This window comes from Halogeometricum pallidum JCM 14848 (genome assembly GCF_000337095.1).
Lineage (GTDB): Archaea > Halobacteriota > Halobacteria > Halobacteriales > Haloferacaceae > Halogeometricum > Halogeometricum pallidum.
In genome coordinates this window covers 218,175-232,437 of the sequence record NZ_AOIV01000045.1, presented here as the reverse complement: position 1 = coordinate 232,437, position 14,263 = coordinate 218,175, and the positions used below count along the sequence as shown (strand labels likewise).

Sequence of the window (14,263 nt, the reverse complement as noted above, 5' to 3'; positions counted from 1 at the left end):
GGAACCGGTGCCGGCACTGACGCCGACGCGACGCCTACTCCAACTCGACGGTGACGTTGTTCTCGGTCACGTGGAGGAACGTGATGTACCGCGACCCCGAGGACGTCTCGTACTCCAGTTCTCCGGTCGACTCGTCCACGTCGAGGCGCGCTTTCCCGCTGTTTCCGGGTCCGTGCCACGTCGTCAGATCGAAGTCCGGCGCGAAGAAGCTGAGGTAGTGTCTGGTCAGATGTCGGCTCGTCGTCCGGTCTCCGGGAACGAACGTGACGTTCTCGCCGTCCGTGCCCGTGTGGTTGAACGACGCCGAGGAGTCGACGGGGTCGTCCCACGTCAGCGCCGTCTCCCCCGTCGCGCCGGACCCGTCGTACGTCAGTGGGAGGTCGCTCGTGTAGTTCACCGATATCGTCTCGGTCGCGCAGTCGAGACTGATCGGACCGCTCTCGACGGGGACGCTGTCGTTCGTCCACACGTGCTGGCCGCCGGTCCCGTCGCGGTAGTAGACGACCATCGTCAGGTCGGTCTCCTTGCCGTTGCTGCAGTAGTTCCCGATACCCTTCGGGACGTGGACGACCGTCTCGTACTCCTGGGTCCCCTTCGTCGCGTAGAAGGAGAAGTCCATGTTGTTGCTGCCGCCGTTCGCCTTCGCCAGCGACACCTCGAACGTCCGGATGGGGTGGGCCGATGCCATGCCGCGCACCTCGACGGGCTGATTTTTCGCCGGGAGGTCGAACGACCCGACCATCCCGACCGTCGCCAGTTCGAGCGTCGCGGTCCGGTTGGCGGAGTCGACGGTGACGTTCCCGGTGGTCCGGGTGCGGAAGTACTCCGCCCACCCGCGGTAGAACTCGCTGTGGACCGTCACGCTCACCGACCCGTTCCGGACGGGGTTGCGGTACGTCTTCGCGCCGTCGTCGTACGTCTTCCACCCCGTCCCCGACTCGGTCGGATGCGGGTAGACGCGAGCGAGATCGCCCTGCCGCGAGACGACCGCTCGGACCCGCCCGGACGCGGAGTCCGCGTTGCGCACGCGGACGACAGGGAACGTGAGCGTCGCGTCGCGGTAGTGGAACTCCGGCGGCGACACCATCGACGTGCCGCCGCCGTCGTTCCGCCGCCAGACGCCGCCGCCCTGATAGGTTACGACCGTCGACTCCGTCCGATAGCTCACCGAACCCAAAGAGGCGTTGTACAGTTCCTCGTCGGCGTCGCCGGAGTAGTTGTGGTGGGTGATTCGCACCCACCCGTCGTCCGGCGAGACGGTGTACTGCCCGTCCGAGGAACTCCGAAGCGCCACCGACTCGCGGGCGGTCTGGCCCAGTCCGACCATCGCCGCGACGGAGTCGAACTGCGTCATCGACTGCTCGGCGCGGTCGACGTCGATGGTCTCCTGGGTCGTCGATATCGCGACGGACCCGACGCCGACGAGGAGGCCACTGCCGATGAGCGTCAGTCCGAGGAGGAGGACGACCCCCACCGTCGAGGAGACGGCGCGGCGGTCCGTCCCCGTCCCGCGCGTCATCGCCCGACACCTCCGAGTACGGCCCCCGACGTCGACCGACGGACCGTCGCCGGCGGCCGCATCGAGGGGTTGGAGAGCGCGGGTGCGGGCCCGACGAAGTCGCCGGACTCGAAGGCGAGTCGGTCCGTCGCGGGGTCGTACGCGACGACTAGGTTGCCGCCGGCGAGCGTCCCCGTCTCGACGTCGGTCCCGGTCCGGACCCGGACGGTCACCGACCGGTCCCCGCCACCCGACGTGAGCGTGACGTCGTGCGCCGCGGGCGTTCCCGTCGCTCCCGGCGAGTCGCTCACCTCGATGCGGTAGGACCCGCCGGCGACGGTCCGCGGCAGGTCCACCCGGACGCGGACCGCCTCGGTGCCGTCGCCGGTGCGGACCATCCGGTCGGCGTCGGCCGTGCGGGCGGCGATTCGCTCCCCGAGGACCGACAGCTCCCGGTCGACGACCCGTTCTCGTTGCCCGTCCACGTACTGCCCCGTCCCGACCAGCAGGCCGGAGACGAGGACTGCGGTGATGACGAGCGTCAACACGTATCCGAGCGTCGTGGAGACGCCGCGGTCCGACTCACGCGCTCGCATCCGGCACCTCCGTCTCGGCCTCGTAGTAGGTGTCGGGGCCGTGGTAGACGACGCGCACGGTCGCGTCGTAGAGCGCCGCCGTCCGGAACGGGGCGCCGGAGTCCAGCGAAATCGACTGGTTCACGGCCGGGTCGTCGTCCACCTCACGGTCCACGACGAACGAGTACGTCCCCGCGGCCGCGTCGGCGCTGTCGAACGAGAGACTGAACGCGTCGCCCGACTCGTCGAACCGCGAGAGCGCCGAACACGGCTGTCCGTCGACCGTCGCGGCCTCCGCGTCCAGCGTCACGGTCTCGCCGGTGACCGGACCGCACGCCGTCAGGGTCCCGTCGGCCCCGCGGACCGTCACGCCGGTGTCGCCGCCGGACAGGTCGTACACGAACACCGACCGCGTGCCCGCCGCGTCGGTGAGGTTCGCGCGGAAGGCCCCGCTGGCCAGCAGTTCGCTCTCGTTTTCGCCGTCGCTCACCGTCGCCAGGCTCGCGGTGCCGAGTGCGAATCGCAGGTCGCGGACGCCGGTGGCGTCGAACACGGGCGTCCACTCCGTCGCGCCGCCCGGACTCGAGAGGGTCCGCGAGGCGTTCGTCTGCGCGATTCGGGTCCCGTTCGTCGCGCCGACGACGCGGGTCCGCGTCGCGGTTCCCGAGAAGGCCTCGTGTGCGGCGGCGGCGTCGCTCCAGTTGCCGACGCCGCGCCGGAGCGAGTCGTTCATGCGCGCGTACGCGGCGTCGGAGCCGTCGCCCGAGTCGTTCTCGTGTCGGTTCGCGTACCGGAGCGTCCTCTCGGCGGCGTCGAGCGCCTCGGTGCGGTAGTTGACCACGGTCGCCGACTCGCTCACGTCCGACCGGGCGGCGACGTTGCCGGTGTAGATGGTCGTGTTCACGAGGAGGGCGAGGACGACGAACAGCGTCGCCATCGCCAGGGCGGTGACGAGGACGAGTTGCCCCCGGTCGTCGCCGCTCACATCCGCCACGTCACCACCTCCACGACGACGACGCCGCGGACCGGCCCGTTCGGGTCCGCGTCGGGCACGAAGTACGCTTCGCCGGCGTCGGCGAGCGTCGTCCCCGTCGGGTCGCCGTCGGCGTCGCTGAGTCTGTCGTCGTCGTACAGCGTGACGGTCCACGTGGCGACGGAGGCGTGGTCGCTCGGTTCTCCGAGATAGACCACCTGCTCTCGGATGCGCTGGTCGTTGCGCCAGAAGTAGACGTTCAGGTTGTACGCGACCCCCCGGTCGAGGAGCGCGTCGTTCAGCGTCCGCCCCAGCGAGGTGTTCTCGGGGGCGCCGTCGTGATAGCCGTCCCACGGCGCGCCGTGCCAGTGGCGGGCCGACTCGTTCCAGTATAACAGCCCCGCCTTCAGCGTCCCGTTGGCCGCCTGCGAGGCGAGGACGTCCTCGGCGACGACGGACTGGTGGTCCTCGATGCGCTGGTTCGACGTGCTCCCCGTCAGCGGCGTGACCGCCGTCACTTGGAGGGCGAAGGCGACGCTGGAGAGGAGCAGGATGCTGGCGGCGACGGCTTCGAGCGTGTGCGCCTGTCCGCGGTCGGGCGTCACCATACTCTCACCGCCAGTTGGTGGGTCCGGCCGTCGAGGAGGACGACGCGTCGCGTCGTCGCCACGGCCTCGTTGTCCGGGACCGGCGGTCCGGCGCGGAGTTCGACCGACCCGCCGTTCTCGGGGTCCGCGAGTTCGGCGACCGACCCGCCGTCGAAGACGGTGACGTTCACCGCGAAGCGGTCGGTGCCGAGCGCCGCGGCCACGGTGTCCGCGGTGGCGTCGAAGCCGCAGTCGGCCGTCGCGTCCGCGTCGGTCCGCATCTGCTCGAAGAACGCGCGCGTGCACGTCGCGTTCAGCGCGGCCGGCGTCGCGGGGTCGCCGAGGGCGTCGCTCGCCAGCGTCGCCGCGAACCGGTCGGCCGCCTGCGTCCGACTCGTCCCGTCGAAGGGGTCGAAGATGCCGGGGACGAACAGCACGACGAACGCGACGACGAGGAGGAAGATGCTGATTCCGACGACGAAGTCTATCGTCGTCTGCGCCCGGTCGTCGGCCGCGGACGGTCGAAGTCGCGTTCGACTCATCCGACCACCATCCACACCGCGAGCGCGAGAGTCTGGAGCACCACGACGAACTTGACGCCCGAGACGATGTCCGCGTTCCGGATGTAGCCGCTGATGAGTCCCGACAGCGTCGCCTGCAGCGTCACCGCGTGGAGGAACAGCAGCGAGAGCAGGGCGGTGTCGACGCCGCCGCCGAAGTCCGGCCCGCCCTGGACCGCCTCCGACCCGCCGCTCGAACTCGTCTGCGAGGTGAGTTCGGCCATCACGTCGAGGAACTGCGTCTTCAGGATGGCCATCACGGCCAAGAGCGTGACGTAGGTCATGAGGATGATGGCCACCTGCATCATCGTCCGCGACTTCCGCTCGCGTTCGATGTCGTCTTGGTTCTCGGAGGCCTGCGCCGCCGTCGTCAGCACGTCCGTGATCTGACTGGATGCCTCCTGGGCCTTCGTGATGAGCTTCACCGTCCGCGCCAGGCGGGGAATGTGGTACTTGTTGTTGAACTCGACGAGCGCCGAACGGAGGCTCATCCCGTAGTTCACCTTCGCGTGCAGCACCTCGAACTCGTCGGCGAGATTTCCGGAGGAGGTGTCCGAGACGGTCTTGACCGATTCCAGCAGCGTCTGGCCGGTGTCGTTGGCGCTCGAGAGCTTTCGGAGGTTCTCCGAGAGCTTTCCGACGACGGCCTGTCGGGTGCGGTTGTTCCACCCGTGGAAGAACGCCAGCGGGATGCCGACGGTGTAGACGGGGACGTACCACCAGACGAACGTGCCCCAGATGGGCCGCTCCAGCATCGCCTCCCACGACAGCGGCGCGCTCCCGCCGACGACGGCCGTGCCGAGCAGGGCGAGGGCGGCGGGGACGGTGAGAAACAGCGTGTACAGCGGGTTGTCCCGGAAGAACAGGTGGGGACGTTCGAGCAGTTGCTTCGTCTTGTACGTCCCCTCGCGCGAGCGGACGCGGTCGAAGAGGGTGTGTTCGCCGACGAAGCTCTCGATGAGGCCCATGTGGAACAGCCCCTCTTTGTTCTCCTGCCGAAGGCGGTCGGAGGCGCCCGAGGGGTCGAGGTAGCCGTCGCCGGTTTCGTCCTGTTTCACCGTCGAGACGAGGACGAGGAAGCCGACGCCGGTGAGCGGGATGAGCCCGTACACCGTCCCGTATAGGAGCGACTGCTGCGCCTGTCCGAGCATGCTCATGATGACGAGGATGATGATGAGGAGCAGGGGAAACAGCGACAGCGTCATGTACATCTCCCCGAACAGTTCCAGCGTCTCCAGCGTCATCTCCTGTTCCTGCTTGGCCGTCCGCATGTGCTTGTCCTTCTTGTCGTCGAGGAAGCGCTCCATGTTGCCGCCGGAGTTGACGATGGAGAGCATGTCGGTGAGGAACTGCGAGAGTTCGCTCGACGGCGACACTATCGCCTGTTCGCGGATGGCGGTGCGGTAGTCCGTGCCGAAGTACTCCGTCTCCTGGACGATGCTCTGGAACTCGCGGGCGACTTCGCCGTACGTGTCCTCCGCGCGGCCCATCGCCTCCAGAATCTCCAGTTGGTTCAGCCCGCCCACGGAGAGGGCGTACATGAACGAGACGGCGTCGGGCAGCAGCATGTTTATCTCGCGCTTCCGGGTGGAGGCCTTCGAGTACGGAATCGCCACGAGCGTTCCGAACCCCGCGCCGAACCCGAGGCTCCCGAAGACGACTCCGGAGACGAGCACGGCGAACGGCATCTTCAGCGACTCCAGAAACGCCGCCGTCCCCGGGTCGGACGCCGGGAGACCGACGCTGAGCGTCGCCGGCGAGACGACGCCGAACGCGAACAGCGCGTAGCCGAGCAACGAGCCGAGGAACCACAGCGCGCCGCCGACGAGGACGCCGATGGCGAGGGCGTGTGAGAGGTACAGTTCCACCGTCGCCGGCATCCGCGCCTGTTCGAGCTTTCGCCCGATGTCGCTCACGAAGTCGCCGTCCTCGTCGAACAGCAGGCGGAACAGCGGGTAGAACGCGTCGCCGAGGGCGTCGGTGCTCCGGTCGAGTCCCCCCGGCCCGGAGGTGGGTGAGTCGAGGCTCATCTACTCGGCTCCCTCGTCGCCGGCGCCGCCGTTCCCCTCGTCTCCGTCGCCCCCGTCGTCCGCGACGTCCTTCGGGTCGGCGTCCTCGAACTCGCCGAAGCCCCAGCCGTCCTCCTCTAACTCGGTGGAGACGTCCTCGCCGAACAGGTCGTCGATGTCGAGTTCCTCGGACCGCGTCTCCGCACCGTCTCCGTCCCGCGGGCCGTCGTCCCGCGCGTCTGTATCCGTCGCGTCGGAGTCGGCATCGGCGTCCGTTTCCACCGCGTCGCCCGCGTCCAACGCCGGCGTCGTCTCGTCCGAGGCGTCGAGTTCGCTCGGCCCGGCGTCGCCTTCGTCACCCCCCTCCAGTTCCGGCGAGTCCTCGCCGCCCTCTGCGAGCTCCGGGTCGGTCCGCGTCGCTTCGTCCAAGGCGTCGAGCGCCGAGTGGTCCTCGTAGCCCGCGCTCACGTCCGGTTCGTCGGCGACGTGCCGGAGGGCGTCGGCCACCTCGCCGGCCTCTTGCCCGCGGTAGTCCCCGAACAGTTCCGCCTCGGCGCGGTCGAGGATGTCGCGGCAGAGGTCACGCACCTCTTCGGGCGGGTCCGGTCGGGGGACCATCTCCTCCTTCTCGGGGTCGACGTTGATCTGCACCGACTCCATCTCGCGGAGGTCCTCGAGGCTGCGTTCGAGTTCGTCCTCGGCCATCAGCGTCAGGATGGTGTCGGGGTCGTTGATGAACGCCTGGAGCGTGGCGGCCACCTGCGTGTACGTGTTGAGACCGCGGTCGATGAGGTACGCGAGGACGACCCGCCGCAGGAACAGTTCGCGATTCAGGGTCTCCTCGGTCCACCCGCGGTCGAACCGTATCTCCTCTAACGTGTTGGACGACCCCATCTGGAGATATTCGTCGTCCTCGGCCTGCCACTGGTAGACGTCCTGAACGTTTATCTCGTCGTTCTCGGCGTCGTAGTGGTTTATCTCGGTCAGCGACTTGTTCCGCCGGACCTTGTTGCCCTGCACGCGCGTCGAAGTCTGGATGGACACCAGATCGAGCGCGGTGAACATCGTCTTCGAGACGTTGATCGGTTCGGTCGTAAAGCGCTTGAGCACCTCGCCGACGCTGTCGGCGTGGAACGTCGTGTACGTCGTGTGGCCGGTCGACATCACCTGAAACAGCGTCCGCCCCTCCTCGCCGCGGATCTCGCCCATGACGATGTAGTCGGGTCGCTGCCGGAGGGCGGCCTCCAGCAGGTCGAACTCGTCCACGTCGCCCTTGTCGTCGTCGGAGAACGACGGGCGGGTGACGGAGGCGATCCAGTTTCGCTGCGGCAGTTCCACCTCGCGGGTGTCCTCGATGGAGACGATTTTCGTGTTCGAGGGGATGAAAAGCGACACCGCGTTCAGCGAGGTGGTCTTCCCGGAGGCCGTCCCGCCCGCGAAGATGAGCGACTTGTGGTTCTCGATGCAGAGCCACAGGAACGCCATCTCCTCCAAGGAGAACGTGTTCCAGTTTATCAGGTCGATAGGCGTGAACGGCACGTCCTTGAACTGCCGGATGGTGTAGTTCGTCCCGTGGTCGGACACCTCGCGGCCGAGGGTGAGTTGCGCGCGCGACCCGTCGGGGAGCGTCGCGTCCACCTGCGGGCGGCGCTTCGAGATGCCCTTCCCGGAGCGCTGGGCGAGTTTCACGACGAAGTCGTCCAGTTCCGTCTCCCCGTGGAAGACGTTCGAGATGATCTGCTCGTAGTCGGAGTGGTAGACGAACACCGGCGAGTTGTAGCCGTCGCAGGAGATGTCCTCGACGTTGATGTCGTGTTTGACGCCGTCTATCCGTTCGTAGCCGATGAAGTCCCGCCGGAGGTAGTAGAGCAGTTTCTCGACTTGATACTCCGTCAGCGTCGCGGCGTCCTCGGCGAGCACTACTGGTTCGGGGCGCGCCGCGATGCCGTCGAGGCCGGCCCGCACCCGCGGCGGTTTGGCGAAGAGGCCGTCGATACGGCCGCCGAGCGACGACTCGTTCAGTCCGAAACGGCGGGCGAGCGTTCCGACCGTTCCGTCCCGCGGTCCGTCGGGGACCGTTCCCCCGTCTGCGGCCGCCGTTTCCGTCCCGGCGTCCGAACCGTCGGCGGCGTCGCCGCCGAGGCCGAGGCGTCCGAGGAGGCTCTCGACCGCACCCGGACCCTCCGGTTCGCCGACGTCGTCGTCATCCGTCCCGGGGAGCAGCGACAGCGAATCGGAGTAGCCGTCCGGGCCGGGGTCGTACAGGTCGTAGCGTTCGAGCAGTTCGAGCGACTGCTGTTCGATGACGCGGCGTCGGGTGCCGTCGCCCGTGCCGATGGTACTCTCGTCGTCGTACTTGATGGCGGTGCGAAGCTTCCCGGTCAGAAACTCCGTGAGGTCCGCCTCGATTTCGTTCTGGTAGGGTTCGACGACGTAGTACTTCGTCTCGTTCTCTTTCGCCGAGCGGAAGATGACGACGAACGAGTGGGGTTTGTTCACCCAGTAGCGCTCCACCTCGCGGAAGTGCGTCTTCTTCTCCATCGGCACCGCCTTCTCCAGGTCGTAGCGGTTCGTCGCGGTCGTCAGACCGCGGTCGTCCGAGAAGAAGGCGTCCTCGTCCAACTCCTCGTTCACGTCGACGGTGCGTTCGTCGACGACTTCGTCCAACTCCTCGGCGCGTTGAGCGCCGCGCGCGAGGGCGTTCTCTATCGCGTCGGGGTCGAACCCCAGCGCCCCTGCGGCGTCGAATTCCTCTGTCTCCCCCTCGTCGTCCCGGGGGCTCGAACCGTCGTCCTCGTAGTAGTACTCGCGCTTGTAGTGCTCCCACATCCAGACGTCCTTGACCACGGGCGTCGTCTCGGGGTCGCAGAATGCCTCGAATTCCGCTTGGATTCGGGCGGCTTCGCCCGCCGCCGCTCGAATCTCGTCTTCAGTGTCGACCGGGTGATGTCCGAGATACCGCTCCTCGGTGGGGTCCAAATCGACTTCCCGCCAGTCCTCGCGCGTCGGGCGGGTCGGCGCGGACGGCCCGTCGCCGTCGTCCCAGCGCGAATCGGCGCGCGGCGCCCGCGGGTCGCGCCCGCCGTAGAGCGCTTCCGCGTCGCCTTCCTCTCCGAACTCGTCGAGGAAGTGCGCCCACGAGTACTCGCCGACGGTCGCGTTCGACCCGTCCTCGGACTCGTCAGTCGATGCGTCCTGCGACTCCCGGTCCGTCGCATCCCCCGATGCGACGTCGCCGTCGAGAGCCACCCGGTCGCCGCCGACCTCCCCCTCCAACACGTCCTCGTCGTCGCCGCCCGACTCCCGTCGGGCCGGCGGGGACGCGTCGTCGTCGGTAGCCATTGTTCTCTCGTCGGTCTCCCCAGTCAAAAAGACTTCTGGAGATTTAAGCCCTCATTTAGGGATATTTCTACAAAATACAACCGCAAATAAGGTATTTTTATATATTTTTTAGTGAAAAGATTGTTGAGGGCTGATTGGAAGCGCTCTAAGTCTATCTAAGTTGATATTCTCCATTAAGATAATTTACGGTGGCGATCGGAGACGATTCGTTCGCGCTTCGACGTCGTGCCACGGGATTAACGACACGTTTCGACGCGGGTTGTCGTTTTGGGAGCCTCGTCTCGCCGCGCATCCGGTCTCCGGTCGGCCGGTGGGACGAAGACGGGCGACCCGGTCGCCCGTTACACGTGTGATGCAGTCTGCGGGCGTGGCGGGACTCCCCCGAACGCAGCGAGTGGGAGTACGCCACGCTCGCGAGCGAACGAAGTGAGCGAAGCGGGCGTGGCGGGATTCGAACCACGGTCGGACGTGCTCGCTTCGCTGCGCGCGACCTTCCTGATTCGAACCCCGCACTGTCCGTTATCGGTCTCGCTTCGCTCGACCCGATAACGGGCGTGGCGGGATTCGAACCCGCGATCGAGGGGTTAGGAACCCCTCGCCCTGATCCGCTAGGCCACACGCCCCATCGGGGCTACGAGAGCAACTACTAAAGGAGATATGTTTCGCAGAGAAAAGCCGGAGCGAGAAGACGTGTTCAGTTGGAGTCCGAGGACGTCGAAGTCGACGTCGTTTCCGTGGCCGCTTCCGTGGACGCCGTCGTCGCCTCGTCGTCTTCTTCGTCGTCGTCCGTGTTCTCCATCTGCTTGAGCTCTTCTTCGATTTCGTTGCGTCCGCGCTGGAACTCGCCCATGGCCTGACCCGTGGATCGAGCGAGCTTCGGAATCTTGTTCGCCCCGAACAGCAACACGAGGACGAGCAGGACGATGAGGAGCTCCGGCCCACCTGGAATCCCCGGGAATAGGGGGAAATTCTGGAACATCGCTACCTGGGCTTAACCTACTCGCGACTATAGGCTTTTTGCATTTCAGGGTTTGCTCCCAGCGCGTCCGCCGAGGGTCGCAAACCGCCGCAACCGGGGGGTTCGAGGGTCGCACCTCACCTCCGACGCCCGTAGCGGTCGCCGCACACGTCGGACCAGGAGAACGAACCGGGACCCGTCGTTCGCCGCTCGACACCGGATTTCGAAATCGGGTGCGTCTCGCCGGGGCCGCCAGAGTTTATCTTCGTCCGACCCTTCGTACGACCGCATGCTCAACCGTCTCCTGTTCATCTTCGCACGAATCGCCTTCGGGGCGAAGTTCGCCCGCGACGGCTACGACAACCTCGCGAGCACCGACGATATGGTCGCCTACGCAGACAGCGTCGGCGTCCCGTTCGCGAACGTCCTCGTTCCGGCCGCGAGTTTCCTGCTGTTCGCCGGCGGCATCCTCCTCGCTCTCGGACTCGCGCCGCTCCTGGGCATCGTCGGTATCGCCACCTTCCTCCTCGGCGTGACGCCGCAGATGCACGACTTCTGGAACATGGAGGGCGACGAACGCGACGAAGAGTTCGACGCGTTCCTCCGCAACGCCTCCTTCCTCGGCGCCGCCATCGCCTTCGCCGTCACGATGCGCGAACGCAAGGCGAACGCGAACTAAACGACAACCTTGAACTGACGCGCCGGCGAGACCGTTCGTATGGTCGACCTCGGCGACGACGCCCCCGACTTCACCGTCCCGGTCGCGAACGGCGACGTCGGGACGTTCTCCCTCTCTGAGCACCTCGACGACGCACCGCTCGTACTCGCTTTCTTCCCCGCCGCGTTCACGAGCACGTGTACGACCGAGATGCGCACGTTCCGCGACCGCATGGCCCAGTTCGAGGACGTGGACGCGACGGTGTACGGTGTCAGCATCGACACTCCGTTCACCCTCAACGAGTTCCGGCGGCAGAACGACCTCAACTTCCCTCTCCTGAGCGACACCAACCGCGAACTCGTCCACGAGTACGACGTGGCGATGGACTTCTCGGACGCCGGCGTCCGGAACGTCGCGAAGCGCGCGGTGTTCGTCGTCGACGCCGACGGCGAGGTGACGTACAAGTGGGTCAGCGACGACCCGGGCGCCGAACCCGATTACGAAGCGGTCGCGGCGGCCGCCGAGTCCGCCCGCGCCTGAAGCGACGGCCGGTCGAAAGCGCTCCCGAGGCGTGCGAACGTATCACGACCGCAGGTACTTTCACCTCCCGGACGTACTACGGGTGAAATGGCTCACGTAACCGACGACGTCGGTCGACAGTACGACCCCGATGCGAACCACAGTTTTCCCGACGAGAAGCTCAACGAGGTCCTCCCCTCCCTTCTCGACGACCCCGAGGTGAAGACGTACCTGAAGGCGCAGAACGTCAACGCGGTCACCCGGAAGGGGTACAACGACCACGGCGAGAAGCACATCGAAATCGTTCGCAACCGCGCGCTCCGTCTCTACGACCTCCTGAAGGACGGCGACGTCGAGTTCAACGGCGCCTCCCAACAGGGACTCGAAGAGGAAGACGAAGCCGTCATCGTCGCCCTCGCCGCGACGCTGCACGACATCGGCCACGTGGTCCACCGCGACGAGCACGCGTACTACTCGATTCCGCTCGCGGCGGACCTCTTAGATCGTTTTCTCCCCCAGTTCTACGACACCTCCGAGGTCGTCCGGATGAAGGCGGAGGTGCTCCACGCCATCCTCTGTCACCACACGGAGGAGGACCCCCTGACGACCGAGGCGGGCGTCATCCGCGTCTCGGACGCCTTGGACATGGAGCGCGGTCGGTCGCGCATCCCCTACGAGAAGGGCGGGCGCGGCATCAACACGCTGTCGAGTCAGGCGATAGACAGCGTAACGCTGAAATCCGGCGATAACAAGCCCGTTCTCGTCGAGATAGAGATGGTGAACGCCGCGGGCGTCTACCAAGTCGACAACCTCCTGAAATCGAAGCTCCACAAGTCCCTCCTCGAGGACTACATTCGCATAGTCGCCGTCAACACGAAGGCGGAGGACCAACTCGTCGAGCGCATCGAACTGTAAACGGCGGACCGCGAAGTTCGCGTCAGTCGCTGACCGACCCGGCGGATTCCGACTGTCCGGACGGCTCCGATACCTCTCGCAGACCGGACATCGTGAGTTCGCCGCCGAGCGTCCGGTTCGGGTACGGGATGTCGATACCCCGCTCGTCGAACCCCTGTTTGACGCGCTTGACGTACTCCGCTTTCGTCTTCACGAAGTCGGCGCGGCTCGGATTCGATATCCAGAAGCGCGACGTGAGGACGACGGAGGAGTCGCCCAGTTCCGTCAGACGGACCGACGGCGCGGGGTCGTCGAGGATGTCCGAATGGGACTCCGCCTCCGCGACGATGACTTCGGTCGCGGCCTCGATGTCGTCGTCGTAGCCGATGCCGAACGGCACCTGCAGGCGTAGCGTGTCCTTGGCGACGGGGTTCTTGATGACGCCGTCGGTGAGTTGGGAGTTCGGCACGGTGAGCAGTTCGTTGTCGAACGTCCGGACGCGGGTGACGCGGAAGCTGATGTCCTCGACGATGCCGGAGTGACTCTCCCACTCGATCCAATCGCCGATGCGGAACGGCCTGTCGGTGTAGATGAACACCCCGGCGACGAAGTTCTGCAGCACGTCCTGCATGGCGAACCCGATGGCGAGCGTCGCCGCCGCGGCGATGGTCGCGAGCGACTGCAGGAAGTTCGGGAGCCTCGCGGCGCCGAACGCGACGGTGACGGCGATGAAGACGATAACCACGCTGAGCAGCCGTCGGAGGGGCTTCTGCGCGTGCGCTTCGAGTTCCCGCGAGTCCATCACCCGGTTGACGATGGGAAAGAGGAAGACTCGGCCGAGGAGGTAGACGACGAGGAAGGCGACGAGGAAGGCGATGGCCCGCGTGAGCGGTTCGGCCACCCCGTTGGGGATGCCGAGGCTCTGGAGGACTCCGCCGATGAATTCGTACAGCCCCATCTCCGCGGTCTGCAGGACGCCGACCGCCCCGGCGCTCATCTGTGAACGACGCCGGTGTTACCTCTCGTTTCGACGACGTCCGCGTCCACGCGCGCCGCGAGTTCCTCGGTCAGTTCCTCCACCGTCGTCCCCCCGCGCGCCGACCGGAGGAACTTCAGCTTCACGAGGTTCCGCTCCCGCAGTTGGTCCGATAGCTCCTCTTCGACGGCGCCGATTCCGCTCTTGCCGACCCAGACGGTCACGTCGAGATCGTGCGCCTCCTTTCGGAGGTCTTGATTACCCATACGACACTCTATCAGGTCGAACGATTTGAACGTTGATGGTCCGCACCGACGGGAGAGGGGCGACCGGACCCGAACGGTCGCTCAGTCGACCGGGTGGCGCTTCGTCGCGCCGCAGTCGTGACAGCGGACGACGACGCGCCCCCGGTGTACTCGGACGCGCGCGTTCCGTCCGGGTCGGAGGTAGACGTCGCAGGCGTCGCAGGCCGACCGCTGGAGCCCCTTCGGGAGCCCGCACCGGTTCCGCTCGGCGAGGCGGCGCGCGAGGCGGACGTACTCCCGCGAGCGGTCGAACTCGCCGTCGGCCGCGGCCTCTCGCGCGAGGCCGTGCAGGCGGTCGATACGCTCCTCCGCGATGTTCATGCCCGGAGGGGCGGGGCGGGTCCGGAAAGACGTTCCGAACCGCGCGCGGCGCGGTCGGCGCCGCGGGCGTGCCCGCGAGTCGGTAGCG

General features: G+C 66.8%; 14 protein-coding genes and 1 tRNA gene. 3 read left to right on the top strand and 12 right to left on the bottom strand.

Annotated features, from left to right (window positions below; genetic code table 11):
* Nucleotides 1-34: 34 nt before the first annotated feature.
* The 9 genes from C474_RS20925 to C474_RS20885 all read right to left on the bottom strand — a co-directional run bounded on the left by C474_RS20925 (nt 35) and on the right by C474_RS20885 (nt 10,523).
* A complete protein-coding gene (locus tag C474_RS20925; protein ID WP_008390390.1) occupies nt 35-1,519 on the bottom strand; it encodes a DUF7289 family protein in 1,485 nt (494 codons plus the stop codon).
* Nucleotides 1,516-2,094, bottom strand: coding sequence for a DUF7266 family protein (locus tag C474_RS20920; protein ID WP_008390389.1), 579 nt, complete (start codon nt 2,092-2,094; stop codon nt 1,516-1,518). Before C474_RS20920 ends, C474_RS20925 begins: the two co-directional genes overlap by 4 nt.
* Entirely contained in the window at nt 2,081-3,067 is a 987-nt protein-coding gene (locus C474_RS20915; RefSeq protein WP_239640466.1) for a DUF7261 family protein, read from the bottom strand. The genes C474_RS20920 and C474_RS20915 overlap by 14 nt, the downstream gene beginning before the upstream one ends.
* Nucleotides 3,055-3,654 carry a DUF7288 family protein gene (locus C474_RS20910; RefSeq protein ID WP_008390385.1) on the bottom strand — a complete coding sequence of 200 codons (600 nt, stop codon included), beginning with the start codon at nt 3,652-3,654 and terminating at the stop codon, nt 3,055-3,057. Before C474_RS20910 ends, C474_RS20915 begins: the two co-directional genes overlap by 13 nt.
* Nucleotides 3,648-4,175 (bottom strand): DUF7287 family protein, encoded by a 528-nt coding sequence (locus C474_RS20905; protein WP_008390384.1) that lies wholly within the window; start codon nt 4,173-4,175, stop codon nt 3,648-3,650. Before C474_RS20905 ends, C474_RS20910 begins: the two co-directional genes overlap by 7 nt.
* On the bottom strand, nt 4,172-6,223 hold the full coding sequence (locus C474_RS20900; protein ID WP_008390382.1) for a type II secretion system F family protein: 2,052 nt from the start codon (nt 6,221-6,223) through the stop codon (nt 4,172-4,174). The genes C474_RS20905 and C474_RS20900 overlap by 4 nt, the downstream gene beginning before the upstream one ends.
* The gene (locus C474_RS20895) at nt 6,224-9,544 is read right to left on the bottom strand and encodes a type II/IV secretion system ATPase subunit (RefSeq protein ID WP_008390380.1); all 3,321 of its coding nucleotides are present in this window, start codon (nt 9,542-9,544) and stop codon (nt 6,224-6,226) included.
* Between the two features lie 549 nt (nt 9,545-10,093).
* Nucleotides 10,094-10,167, bottom strand: a tRNA-Arg gene (locus tag C474_RS20890).
* A gap of 71 nt (nt 10,168-10,238) precedes the next feature.
* Entirely contained in the window at nt 10,239-10,523 is a 285-nt protein-coding gene (locus C474_RS20885; protein ID WP_008390378.1) for a Sec-independent protein translocase subunit TatA/TatB, read from the bottom strand.
* A gap of 268 nt (nt 10,524-10,791) precedes the next feature.
* Between C474_RS20885 and C474_RS20880 the strand changes: the two genes are divergently transcribed.
* The 3 genes from C474_RS20880 to C474_RS20870 all read left to right on the top strand — a co-directional run bounded on the left by C474_RS20880 (nt 10,792) and on the right by C474_RS20870 (nt 12,594).
* Nucleotides 10,792-11,181, top strand: a complete 390-nt coding sequence (locus tag C474_RS20880) for a DoxX family membrane protein (protein ID WP_008390377.1) — start codon at nt 10,792-10,794, stop codon at nt 11,179-11,181.
* 39 nt (nt 11,182-11,220) lie between these two features.
* Complete coding sequence (locus tag C474_RS20875) at nt 11,221-11,700, top strand: redoxin domain-containing protein (protein WP_008390375.1); 480 nt, start codon at nt 11,221-11,223, stop codon at nt 11,698-11,700.
* Nucleotides 11,701-11,787: 87 nt separating this feature from the next.
* Nucleotides 11,788-12,594, top strand: coding sequence for an HD domain-containing protein (locus C474_RS20870; RefSeq protein WP_008390372.1), 807 nt, complete (start codon nt 11,788-11,790; stop codon nt 12,592-12,594).
* Between the two features lie 22 nt (nt 12,595-12,616).
* On the opposite strand, the gene C474_RS20865 is transcribed toward C474_RS20870, so the two are convergent.
* The 3 genes from C474_RS20865 to C474_RS20855 all read right to left on the bottom strand — a co-directional run bounded on the left by C474_RS20865 (nt 12,617) and on the right by C474_RS20855 (nt 14,175).
* Nucleotides 12,617-13,570 (bottom strand): mechanosensitive ion channel family protein, encoded by a 954-nt coding sequence (locus C474_RS20865; RefSeq protein ID WP_008390370.1) that lies wholly within the window; start codon nt 13,568-13,570, stop codon nt 12,617-12,619.
* Entirely contained in the window at nt 13,567-13,815 is a 249-nt protein-coding gene (locus C474_RS20860) for a YhbY family RNA-binding protein (protein WP_008390368.1), read from the bottom strand. The genes C474_RS20865 and C474_RS20860 overlap by 4 nt, the downstream gene beginning before the upstream one ends.
* A gap of 81 nt (nt 13,816-13,896) precedes the next feature.
* Nucleotides 13,897-14,175, bottom strand: coding sequence for a ribonuclease P protein component 4 (locus C474_RS20855; protein WP_008390366.1), 279 nt, complete (start codon nt 14,173-14,175; stop codon nt 13,897-13,899).
* Nucleotides 14,176-14,263 lie beyond the last annotated feature (88 nt).

Coding starts and splice junctions, on each gene's coding strand:
- C474_RS20925 (WP_008390390.1), bottom strand. CDS start 1,519: ATGACGCGCGGGACGGGGACGGACCGCCGCGCCGTCTCCTCGACGGTG.
- C474_RS20920 (WP_008390389.1), bottom strand. CDS start 2,094: ATGCGAGCGCGTGAGTCGGACCGCGGCGTCTCCACGACGCTCGGATAC.
- C474_RS20910 (WP_008390385.1), bottom strand. CDS start 3,654: ATGGTGACGCCCGACCGCGGACAGGCGCACACGCTCGAAGCCGTCGCC.
- C474_RS20905 (WP_008390384.1), bottom strand. CDS start 4,175: ATGAGTCGAACGCGACTTCGACCGTCCGCGGCCGACGACCGGGCGCAG.
- C474_RS20900 (WP_008390382.1), bottom strand. CDS start 6,223: ATGAGCCTCGACTCACCCACCTCCGGGCCGGGGGGACTCGACCGGAGC.
- C474_RS20895 (WP_008390380.1), bottom strand. CDS start 9,544: ATGGCTACCGACGACGACGCGTCCCCGCCGGCCCGACGGGAGTCGGGC.
- C474_RS20885 (WP_008390378.1), bottom strand. CDS start 10,523: ATGTTCCAGAATTTCCCCCTATTCCCGGGGATTCCAGGTGGGCCGGAG.
- C474_RS20880 (WP_008390377.1), top strand. CDS start 10,792: ATGCTCAACCGTCTCCTGTTCATCTTCGCACGAATCGCCTTCGGGGCG.
- C474_RS20875 (WP_008390375.1), top strand. CDS start 11,221: ATGGTCGACCTCGGCGACGACGCCCCCGACTTCACCGTCCCGGTCGCG.
- C474_RS20870 (WP_008390372.1), top strand. CDS start 11,788: ATGGCTCACGTAACCGACGACGTCGGTCGACAGTACGACCCCGATGCG.
- C474_RS20865 (WP_008390370.1), bottom strand. CDS start 13,570: ATGAGCGCCGGGGCGGTCGGCGTCCTGCAGACCGCGGAGATGGGGCTG.
- C474_RS20860 (WP_008390368.1), bottom strand. CDS start 13,815: ATGGGTAATCAAGACCTCCGAAAGGAGGCGCACGATCTCGACGTGACC.
- C474_RS20855 (WP_008390366.1), bottom strand. CDS start 14,175: ATGAACATCGCGGAGGAGCGTATCGACCGCCTGCACGGCCTCGCGCGA.